At 67.9% G+C, this 11,079-nt stretch carries 7 protein-coding genes and 1 tRNA gene; all 8 read right to left on the bottom strand.

All coding sequences use genetic code 11. The features are described 5' to 3' along the window. Positions 1-360: 360 nt before the first annotated feature. Positions 361-434, bottom strand: a tRNA-Ile gene (locus ABZ826_RS20045). 70 nt (positions 435-504) lie between these two features. Then, positions 505-1,101 (bottom strand): DUF3566 domain-containing protein, encoded by a 597-nt coding sequence (locus ABZ826_RS20040; protein WP_361449658.1) that lies wholly within the window; start codon positions 1,099-1,101, stop codon positions 505-507. A gap of 93 nt (positions 1,102-1,194) precedes the next feature. After that, positions 1,195-3,834 carry a DNA gyrase subunit A gene (gene gyrA / locus ABZ826_RS20035; RefSeq protein WP_361449655.1) on the bottom strand — a complete coding sequence of 880 codons (2,640 nt, stop codon included), beginning with the start codon at positions 3,832-3,834 and terminating at the stop codon, positions 1,195-1,197. A 46-nt stretch (positions 3,835-3,880) separates the two neighbouring features. After that, on the bottom strand, positions 3,881-5,968 hold the full coding sequence (gene gyrB, locus ABZ826_RS20030) for a DNA topoisomerase (ATP-hydrolyzing) subunit B (RefSeq protein ID WP_361449652.1): 2,088 nt from the start codon (positions 5,966-5,968) through the stop codon (positions 3,881-3,883). A gap of 635 nt (positions 5,969-6,603) precedes the next feature. Then, a complete protein-coding gene (locus tag ABZ826_RS20025; protein WP_361449650.1) occupies positions 6,604-7,191 on the bottom strand; it encodes a DciA family protein in 588 nt (195 codons plus the stop codon). Further along, positions 7,188-8,318 (bottom strand): DNA replication/repair protein RecF, encoded by a 1,131-nt coding sequence (gene recF / locus ABZ826_RS20020; RefSeq protein WP_361449647.1) that lies wholly within the window; start codon positions 8,316-8,318, stop codon positions 7,188-7,190. Before recF ends, ABZ826_RS20025 begins: the two co-directional genes overlap by 4 nt. Positions 8,319-8,403: 85 nt before the next feature. After that, the gene (gene gnd, locus ABZ826_RS20015) at positions 8,404-9,282 is read right to left on the bottom strand and encodes a phosphogluconate dehydrogenase (NAD(+)-dependent, decarboxylating) (protein WP_361449644.1); all 879 of its coding nucleotides are present in this window, start codon (positions 9,280-9,282) and stop codon (positions 8,404-8,406) included. A 132-nt stretch (positions 9,283-9,414) separates the two neighbouring features. Continuing rightward, a complete protein-coding gene (dnaN, locus tag ABZ826_RS20010; RefSeq protein WP_361449664.1) occupies positions 9,415-10,545 on the bottom strand; it encodes a DNA polymerase III subunit beta in 1,131 nt (376 codons plus the stop codon). Positions 10,546-11,079 lie beyond the last annotated feature (534 nt).

Genomic DNA, 11,079 nt, shown 5'->3' with positions numbered 1-11,079 from the left:
CGCCAGCGCATCAGCGTCCTGTTCGCGATGCTCCGCGACGGCACCTTCTACGAGTCCCGAACCCCCACCGTCACCCTCGCCGCATGAATGGGACCCACACCCCCAAAACCGACAGCGCGGGATTGACGAACGACATAGAGGCACCCCCCGCATACGCACCCCGCGCATACGCACCCCGGCCCCGGAGGCCGACGCCGCCCCTGCACCCGACCGCCCAGGGGCCACGTCCTCAGCCCGTGCTCCCTTGACCCTTCGCGCTCACACAACCGGGAGCGCGGAGCACCGGGGAAGCCCGTCGCACCGATCACACGCAGAAGGCCCGGTGTCTCCGAAGAGATACCGGGCCTTCTGCTGTCACTGTGGGGCTAACAGGATTTGAACCTGTGGCCTCATCCTTATCAGGGATGCGCTCTAACCAACTGAGCTATAGCCCCGCCGCGCTGCGCGCTGACTTCTGAAGATTAGCGCACGTCGGGGCCAGTCCCAAAATCGATACCCGGAGCCCTACTCGTCCTCGGCCAGGGTGAGCTCGATGCCACCCACGAAACCCGCCGACAGGTTGTAGATGAAGGAGCCCAGCGTCGCCAGCGCGGTCGCCAGCACCACGTCGATCACCGCGATGACCGAGGTGAAGATGAGGACCCGCGGAAGCGACAGGAACGACTGAAGATCGAAGCCGTTGTTCTCGTTCGAGCCGGTGGCCTCGCTGATCGTGCCGCCCACGGTGGTGAAGACGCCCATCGCGTCCATCACCATCCACAGCACCGCGGCCGCCACCACCGTGCAGATGCCGAGCGCGATGGAGAGCAGGAAGCTCACCTTCATCACCGACCACGGATCGGCCTTGGCCACCCGCAGACGCGCCTTACGGGTACGCGGAGTCGTCCGCGCCCCTGTCCGGGGCCGCCGGGCCGCCTGCGCGGCGCTGACGCCCTGCGTGCCGTGCGGCCGGCCGCCCTGGGCCCCGCCCGCGGGCGAGGGATACGCCTGCGGCGGGTGGTACGGCCCGCTCGCCTGCCCCGGTGCGGGCTCGCGCTCACCGGGCAACGGCCCGGTCGCGTAACCCTCGTACTGGGGCTGAGGCCCCCGGGTGTCCGTCACAGTGCCCCCCTGGGAGTCCGTGGCAGGGCCACGGGCACCGTTCGCTCCAGCTCCGGAAGCGGCCGAACCGGCGCCCGTGGCTCCACTCACGCTCTACTCCTCGTGCTCCCCGGCCGAAGGCGACGTGCCTTCGGCATTGCCCTCGACCGTGCTCTCGGCAGCCTCCGCCGTCGCGGCCTCGGCGTCCTCGGACCCCTCGACCTCTTCGGCCTCACGGCCGGCTTCGGCGTTGCGGGCGATACCGACGACGGCATCGCGCTTGCCCAGATTGATCAGTTGAACGCCCATGGTGTCACGGCCCGTCTCCCTGACTTCATTGACTCGCGTACGAATCACACCACCGCCGAGCGTGATGGCGAGGATCTCGTCCGACTCCTCGACCACCAGCGCGCCGACCAGCGAGCCCCGGTCCTCCACGATCTTGGCGGCCTTGATGCCCAGGCCGCCACGACCCTGAACGCGGTACTCGTCGACGGGAGTCCGCTTCGCGTACCCACCGTCGGTGGCAGTGAACACGAACGTACCCGGCCGGACAACATTCATCGAGAGCAGTTCGTCGCCTTCGCGGAAACTCATGCCCTTCACACCCGAAGTGGCACGACCCATCGGGCGCAGCGCATCGTCCGTCGCGGTGAACCTGATCGACTGGGCCTTCTTGCTGATGAGCAGCAGATCGTCCTCGGCCGACACCAGCTCCGCACCGATCAGCTCGTCGGCTGTGCCTTCGGCGCCGTTGTCCATCTCCCGGAGGTTGATGGCGATGACACCACCGGACCGCGGGGAGTCGTAGTCCTTCAGCGCGGTCTTCTTCACGAGACCGCCCTTCGTGGCCAGGATCAGATACGGCGCGGCCTCGTAGTCACGGATCGCCAGGATCTGCGCGATCCGCTCGTCCGGCTGGAAGGCCAGCAGGTTGGCGACGTGCTGGCCACGGGCGTCACGGCCAGCGTCCGGGAGCTCGTACGCCTTCGCCCGGTACACCCGGCCCTTGTTCGTGAAGAACAGCAGCCAGTGGTGCGTCGTGGACACGAAGAAGTGGTCGACGATGTCGTCTTCCTTGAGCTTCGTGCCCCGCACGCCTTTGCCGCCGCGTTTCTGCGAGCGGTAGTCGTCCGTCTTCGTACGCTTCACATAGCCGCCGCGCGAGATCGTGACGACGATGTCCTCCTCGGCGATCAGGTCCTCGATGGACATGTCACCGTCGAAGGGCACCAGCTTGGAACGCCGGTCGTCGCCGAACTTATCGACGATCGCGCCCAGTTCCTCGCTGACGATCTGCCGCTGGCGCTCCGGCGACACCAGGATCGCGTTGTACTCGTTGATCTTCGCCTGGAGCTCGTCGTGCTCGGCCGTGATCTTCTGGTGCTCCAGCGCGGCCAGCCGGCGCAGCTGCATCTCCAGGATCGCGTTCGCCTGGATCTCGTCGATCTCCAGCAGGCCCATCAGGCCCTCACGCGCCACCTCGACCGTCTGGCTGCGCCGGATGAGGGCGATGACCTCGTCGATCGCGTCCAGCGCCTTGAGCAGACCACGCAGGATGTGGGCCCGCTCCTCCGCCTTGCGCAGCCGGAACCGCGTACGCCGGACGATGACCTCGATCTGGTGCGTCACCCAGTGACGGATGAACGCGTCGATGGAGAGGGTGCGCGGCACACCGTCGACCAGCGCCAGCATGTTGGCGCCGAAGTTGGTCTGCAGATCGGTGTGCTTGTAGAGGTTGTTCAGCACGACCTTGGCGACCGCGTCGCGCTTCAGGACGACGACCAGGCGCTGACCGGTGCGGGACGAGGTCTCGTCGCGGACGTCGGCGATCCCGCCGATCTTGCCGTCCTTCACCAGGTCGGCGATCTTCTGCGCGAGGTTGTCCGGGTTGGTCTGGTACGGAAGCTCCGTGACGACCAGGCACTGCCGGTTCTGGATCTCCTCGACCGCGACGACCGCGCGCATCGTGATCGAGCCGCGGCCGGTGCGGTACGCCTCCTCGATGCCCTTGCGGCCCACGACGAGCGCGCCCGTCGGGAAGTCCGGGCCCTTGATCCGCTCGATCAGCGCGTCCAGGAGCTCCTCCTGCGAGGCCTCCGGGTGCTCCAGGTACCACTGGGCGCCGGCCGCGACCTCGCGCAGGTTGTGCGGCGGGATGTTGGTCGCCATGCCGACCGCGATCCCCGCGGAACCGTTGACCAGCAGGTTCGGGAAGCGCGCCGGCAGGACCGTCGGCTCCTGGTTGCGGCCGTCGTAGTTGTCCTGGAAGTCGACGGTCTCCTCGTCGATGTCCCGGACCATCTCCATGGACAGCGGCATCATCTTGCACTCGGTGTACCGCATGGCGGCGGCCGGGTCGTTGCCCGGGGAACCGAAGTTGCCGTTGGAGTCCACCAGCGGCATGCGCATCGACCAGTGCTGCGCCAGGCGGACCAGGGCGTCGTAGATCGAGGAGTCGCCGTGCGGGTGGTACGTACCCATGACGTCACCGACGACGCGGGCGCACTTGTAGAAGCCCTTCTCGGGCCGGTAGCCGCCGTCGTACATCGCGTACAGCACCCGGCGGTGGACGGGCTTGAGGCCGTCCCGCACGTCGGGCAGGGCACGCGAGACGATGACGGACATCGCGTAGTCGAGGTAGGAGCGCTGCATCTCCGTCTCGAGCCCGACGGGCTCGACACGCATGCCCACGCCCTCGACGGGCGGGACCTCTTCGGGCGTCACGGGGGCAGGGGTGTTCTCGTCGGCCATTGCTGGTCAAAGTCCTTTCGCGCTGCGGCTTGCTTGTACGGCCGACTCAGATGTCGAGGAAGCGGACGTCCTTGGCGTTGCGCTGGATGAACGAGCGCCGTGCCTCGACGTCCTCGCCCATCAGCACCGAGAACAGGTCGTCAGCCTGCGCCGCGTCGTCGAGCGTGACCTGGCCGAGCACCCGGTGGTCGACGTCCATCGTGGTGACACGCAGCTCCTCGGCGTTCATCTCGCCGAGACCCTTGAAGCGCTGGATCGAGTCTTCCTTGATCCGCTTGCCGTTCTGCTTGCCGAGCTCCACGAGAGCGTCGCGCTCACGGTCCGAGTACGCGTACTCGAAGTCGTCCCGGCCCCACTTGATCTTGTAGAGCGGCGGGCGGGAGAGGTAGACGTGCCCGGCCTCGACCAGCGGCCGCATGAAGCGGAAGAGGAACGTCAGCAGCAGGGTGTTGATGTGCTGGCCGTCGACATCGGCGTCCGCCATCAGAATGATCTTGTGATAGCGGAGCTTCTCGATGTCGAAGTCCTCGTGGACCCCGGTGCCGAAGGCCGAGATCAGCGCCTGGACCTCGGTGTTCTGCAGGATCTTGTCGACCCGGGCCTTCTCGACGTTCAGGATCTTGCCGCGGATCGGCAGGATGGCCTGGTACATCGGGTTACGGCCGGACTTCGCCGAACCACCGGCGGAGTCACCCTCGACGATGAAGATCTCGCACTTCGTCGGGTCGTTGGACTGGCAGTCGCTCAGCTTGCCCGGCAGCGAGGCGCTCTCCAGGAGCCCCTTGCGACGGGTCAGGTCACGCGCCTTGCGGGCCGCCACGCGGGCGGTCGAGGCGGCGATGCCCTTGCGGATGATGTCGGCGGCTTCGTTCGGGTTCCGGTCGAACCAGTCCGTCAACTGCTCGTGGACGACCTTCTGCACGAAGGTCTTGGCCTCCGTGTTGCCCAGCTTGGTCTTCGTCTGGCCCTCGAACTGCGGCTCGCCCAGCTTCACCGAGATGATCGCCGTCAGACCCTCGCGGACGTCCTCACCGGTGAGGTTGTCGTCCTTCTCGCGCAGCAGCTTCTTGTCGCGCGCGTACCGGTTGACCAGCGAGGTCAGCGCCGCACGGAAGCCCTCCTCGTGCGTACCGCCCTCGTGCGTGTGGATCGCGTTGGCGAAGGAGTAGACGCCCTCGCTGTACTGCGTGTTCCACTGCATGGCGATCTCGACCGAGAGGAGACGGTCCTTGTCCTCGGCCTCGATGTCGATCACCGACTGGTGAATGACATCGCCCTTGCGGGAGTTGAGGTACCTGACGAAGTCGACGATGCCGTTCTCGTAGTGGTACGTGACCGAGCGGGTCATCTCCTCCTCGGGGACGTCGACCGCCTCCGCGCTGTCCGCGCCCGCCGTCGCCTTCGCCGACTCCCGCTCGTCGGTCAGCTTGAGGGTAAGGCCCTTGTTGAGGAAGGCCATCTCCTGGAAGCGCCGCGAGAGCGTCTCGAAGGAGTACTCGGTCGTCTCGAAGATGTCACCGTCGGCCCAGAAGGTGACGGTCGTGCCCGACTCGTCGGTGGCCTCGTTACGGGCCAGCGCGGCCGTGGGGACGCCGAACTTGTAGTCCTGGGTCCAGCGGTAGCCGTCCGTCTTGACCTCGACGGAGACCCGTGTGGACAGGGCATTGACGACGGACACACCGACGCCGTGCAGACCACCGGAGACGGCGTAACCGCCGCCGCCGAACTTTCCGCCCGCGTGCAGGACGGTGAGCACGACCTCGACGGCCGGCTTGCCTTCGGACGGCACGATGCCGACCGGGATACCGCGGCCGTTGTCGACCACGCGCACCCCCCCGTCGGCGAGGATCGTGACGTCGATGGTGTCCGCGTGCCCGGCCATGGCCTCGTCGACCGAGTTGTCGACAACCTCTTGCACGAGGTGGTGGAGACCGCGCTCACCGGTCGAGCCGATGTACATGCCAGGTCGCTTGCGGACCGCGTCCAGGCCCTCGAGCACGGTGATCGCGCTGGCGTCGTACGACGCTTTCACCTCGCCCGGGGCGGGAGCAACGCTGCTCTCACCGGGGTTGGACGGAATGTTCTCGTTGGGGTTGCCGGAATCGGCCACGAAGCGCCCTTTCTGGCACAGCACAGGCCGTTCTCCGGGCAGGCGGGAGCGGCTGCGTCGTTCGGCTTGTATCGACGAATCCCGCAAGACGCGGGATTGCACACCAGTCTACCGGTAGCGCCGACCCGAATGGGGGTTTGCCGGTACCTGAGTACGCATGTGCCGCCCTGAACCAGCGCCTGACGACTCCCCATATTCAGGAAGGGCCCCCAAGACGCTCAAGCGGGCATTGAGCGCTTCGACCTGTCAACCTCTCGCTACCGTGAGGGACGCTCCGCTCTCCCCGTCCGGTGACAACCACCGCATACCGGTACAACTCGGATGCGACGGACAGCCCCACCGAGCAGCCCGGACAGGGCCCGGGCGCCACCCGGAACACCGCCCCACCGCGCTCAGGAACGAGAAGAAGCCCAGCTGACACGCTCAGAGCCTGTCGGGTGGCCTCTGATCGGGCGGCCGCGCCCTGGCACGCACTCCCCCAAGGCCTTGAGGGCCAGGGGGGACCCCCTCCCGCGTTGCCGAAATGCCCTGGTAGCTCCATCCCCGAGCTCTCAGCTTCGTTCGAGCAGGGGAGACCCCGTCCGAGGACATCCCGGCGCCTTGGAACCGCACGCACCAGACCGCGTCCGCTGTCCGATCGAAGGCCGCCCGACAGGCTCTCAGCCGTACGTATCGCCGGGCCCCGTGCTCCCCGGCGCCCGCAAGGGACCGAACCTGCGCTGCGGGCCCCCCGGCCCCAACACCTTGATCAACCTGACCGTGCCCTGCCCCAGATCCGCGTTCAGCCGGGCCACCAGCTGAGGCGCCAGCAACCGCAGCTGCGTCGCCCACGCCGTCGAATCGCACTGCACCGTCAGCACCCGCTCGTCCGGATCCTCGTCATACCGCAACGGCACACAGTGATTGGCCAGATCCGCGCCGACGATCTGCGGCCAGCGCCCCATCACCCCGCCCACCGCCGCAGGCGTCTCCCAGCCACGCTCAGTGATCAGGCGATTGATCGCCGCACCCAGCGGCAGCGGATCACGCCCGTCCGCCCGCGCCCCCGAACGCAGCCCACCACCCCGCCTGGCCTGCTTCTTCTGCTGCGCGGCAGCACCACGCGCCCGCGCCTGCTCCTTCGCCGCCCGCAACGCCACCCGCGCCAGATCGACACCCGACGGCTCCGGCTGCCCGCCGTCCCCCGGCCGAGCCTCCCCCGGCCGAGCCTCCGCCGGCTGCCCGGACGCCTCACCCCGGCCGCTCACAGCCGCCCCACCTCACCCGCGGACACCGCGTACCGCGTCCCCGCCAGAACCCCGGGAACGTCGTCGTCCACCGCCGCCGTCACCAGCACCTGCTCACCCGGAGCCACCAACTCCGCCAACCGCTCACGACGACGTGCGTCCAGCTCGGCGAAGACGTCGTCCAGCACCAGCACCGGTTCGTTGCCCTCACCGCGCAACAGCTCGTACGAGGCCAGCCGCAGCGCCAACGCGTACGACCAGGACTCGCCATGGCTCGCATATCCCTTGGCGGGCATGCCGCGCAGCCCCAGCAACAGATCGTCGCGGTGCGGGCCGACCAACGTCACACCCCGCTCGATCTCCTGCTTACGGACCTCCGCCAGGGCCGCGATCAGCTGCTCGAACAGTTCCTCACGGGTACGCGCCGCATCCACCCCCGCGCCGACCGAACTCCGGTACTCCAACGCCACCGGACCACCACCGGGCGCCACATCCGCGTACGCCTTGTCGGCCAGCGGCTGCAGAGTCGCGATCAGATCCAGGCGCTGCGCCAGCAGCTCCGCGCCGACCCGGCCCAGGTGCTGGTCCCACACATCGAGCGTGGAGAGATCCATCGACCGGCCACCGTGCCTGCGCGCCATCGCCGCCGACTTCAGCAAGGTGTTGCGCTGCTTCAGCACCCGCTCGTAGTCCGAACGCACACCCGCCATCCGCGGCGAACGCGCGGTGATCAGCTCGTCGAGAAAGCGCCGACGCTCCCCGGGATCCCCCTTGACGAGCGCCAGATCCTCCGGGGCGAACAGCACCGTACGCACGATCCCCAGCACATCACGCGGCTTGACCTGCGACGATCTATTGATCCGGGCCCGATTGGCCTTGCCCGGGTTGAGCTCCAGCTCGACCAGCTGCGAACGCTCGCCCTGTGTGACAGCGGCTCGGATGACGGCTCGGTCCGCACCCATCCGAACCAGTGGCGCATCGGAGGAGACCCGATGGCTGCCGAGCGTCGCGAGATAGCCGACGGCCTCCACCAGGTTCGTCTTGCCCTGGCCGTTGGCCCCCACGAAAGCGGTGACGCCCGGATCGAGAGGTACCTCGACCCGGGCGTACGAGCGGAAGTCGGCCAGCGAGAGATGCGTGACATGCATGGGTGTACGCCGACCTTCCCGGCTTCCTGCTCCGTGCTCCGTAGGACGGGTCGGACGCTCTGGCCCGGCCCGCTCCTCGTTGCGGCTACTTCTTGTTCTCGACCGCGTGACCACCGAACTGGTTGCGCAGCGCGGCGATCATCTTCATCTGCGGGGAGTCGTCCTGACGCGAGGCGAAACGCGCGAAGAGCGATGCCGTGATCGCGGGCAGCGGCACCGCGTTGTCGATCGCGGCCTCCACCGTCCAGCGGCCCTCACCGGAGTCGGCGGCGAAACCACGGAGCTTGTCGAGGTGCTCGTCGTCGTCCAGCGCGTTGACCGCCAGGTCGAGCAGCCAGGAACGGATGACCGTGCCCTCCTGCCAGGAGCGGAAGACCTCGCGCACATCGGTGACGGAGTCGACCTTCTCCAGGAGCTCCCAGCCCTCGGCGTAGGCCTGCATCATGGCGTACTCGATGCCGTTGTGGACCATCTTCGCGAAGTGGCCGGCGCCGACCTTGCCCGCGTGGACGGAACCGAAGTCGCCCTCGGGCTTCAGCGCGTCGAAGATCGGCTGGACCTTCGCCACGTTCTCGGCGTCGCCGCCGTACATCAGCGCGTAGCCGTTCTCCAGGCCCCAGACACCGCCGGAGACTCCGCAGTCCACGAAGCCGATGCCCTTGATGCCGAGCTCGACCGCGTGCTTCTCGTCGTCCGTCCAGCGGGAATTCCCGCCGTCCACGACGATGTCACCGGGCGAGAGGAGCCCCGCCAGCTCGTCGATGGTGGCCTGGGTCGGGGCACCGGCCGGAACCATCACCCAGATGACCCGCGGGCCCTTCAGCTTGCCCACAAGCTCTTCGAGGCTCTGGACATCCGAGACGTCCGGGTTGCGGTCGTAACCGATGACGGTGTGGCCTGCGCGGCGGATGCGCTCGCGCATGTTGCCGCCCATCTTGCCGAGGCCGACGAGACCGAGCTCCATCAGAGATTCCTTAAGCGTTGTGCCGATTCGTACCCAAGGTCGAGCCTACGCCCGGCCGGGGACAGACCGGCGGGCATGCTCGGCGCTGAGCGTGCCCGTCGGAACCTGCCGTTTGCGGGACCGGTGGCCGGATCAGCCGGAGAGACGCACCGGCATGATCAGGTACTTGTACGCGTCATCCGCCTCGGCATCCACGGCCGGGCGGCCGCTGAGCAGCGCGGGCTTGGTGGACGTCGTGAACGAGAGCTGGGCGACCGGGGAGTCGATCGCGCTCAGCCCGTCCAGCAGGAAGGTCGGGTTGAAGGCGATCGAGATGTCGTCGCCCTCCAGCACCGCGTCGACCCGCTCCACAGCCTGTGCGTCGTCGCTGGACCCCGCCTCCAGGATCAGCACGCCCTGCTCGAAGCTGAGCCGCACCGGGGTGTTCCGCTCGGCGACGAGTGCCACACGCTTGACGGCCTCCACGAACGGAGCGGTCTCGATGACGGCGACCGAGTTGAACTCGGTGGGGAACAGCGTGCGGTACTTCGGCAGATCGCCTTCCAGCAGTCGCGTGGTCGTACGCCGGCCCGCGCCCTCGAAACCGATCAGACCCTCACCGGCACCCGAGCCGGAAAGGGCCAGAGTCACCGTGTCACCGCTGGTCAGCGCCTTGGCGGTGTCCAGCAGCGTCTTGGCGGGCACCAGGGCGACGGCCGAGGCATCCGGGTTCTCCGGCTTCCAGAGGAACTCGCGGACCGCGAAGCGGTAGCGGTCGGTGGAGGCCAGGGTGACGGTCTCGCCCTCGATCTCGATCCGCACACCGGTCAGGACCGGCAGCGTGTCGTCGCGGCCCGCGGCGATGGCGACCTGGGCGGCGGCCGAGGCGAAGACCTCGCCGGGGACCGTGCCCGTCGCGGTCGGCATCTCGGGCAGCGCCGGGTACTCCTCCACAGGAAGGGTGTGGAGTGTGAATCGCGAGGAGCCGCAGACCACGGTCGCCCGTACACCATCTGTGGAAATCTCCACCGGGCGGTTGGGAAGGGCGCGGCAGATGTCGGCGAGCAGCCGGCCGGAGACCAGCACCGTGCCGTCCTCGTCGACCTCGGCGTCCACCGAGACCCGGGCCGAGACCTCGTAGTCGAAGCTGGAGAAGCTGAGGGCGCCGTCCTCAGCCTTCAGCAGAAGGCCCGCGAGAACGGGCGCCGGCGGACGGGCCGGGAGGCTACGGGCCACCCAGGCCACAGCCTCCGCGAGTACATCGCGCTCCACCCGGATCTTCACCGGAACCGCCTCCTGCTGTTGCTCGCTCGCCCTGCTGGCCTTCGTCGTCTGATCGGGTCGTCCCGCCGATGACAGCGGGAGGACGCCGGGGACCAGTCTGACGTACGGCACCGACACTCGGTGCTGCTCGGGGTCAAGTCGCGACAAGAGCTTCGGAGCGCTCCGGCGCCGAGTTGTACACAGGCCCCACTTCGAAGCGGATTCCGGGCTAACTCTAGGTGGCAGTAGTAGTAGGGCCTGTGGAAACCGTGGATAACGTCGTTTTCCCAGGTCAGGCCCAGTTTTTTGTCCACCGACCCTGTGGGTGGCACCGGTGGACAACCCGGCGCTTCTGTGGACACGCGAAAGTTCTGCACACCCAGTGCACAGGGCAGGGGGGTTTCTCCCCAGGGCTGTCCCCAGCTTTACCCAGGTTCCCCACAGCCCAACCGACCCTCTCGGTGTGACGCCTTTCACTCTGCGCAGTGAAAGGCGGTGTTGCGTTGCCGAACAGTGGACAGGGGTGTGGAGAAGCTCGACCAAGCTGGGGACAAG

It is taken from the genome of Streptomyces sp. NPDC047515, assembly GCF_040643055.1.
In the GTDB taxonomy this organism is placed as follows: Bacteria; Actinomycetota; Actinomycetes; order Streptomycetales; family Streptomycetaceae; genus Streptomyces.
This window is presented reverse-complemented; position numbering and strand designations above follow the sequence as displayed.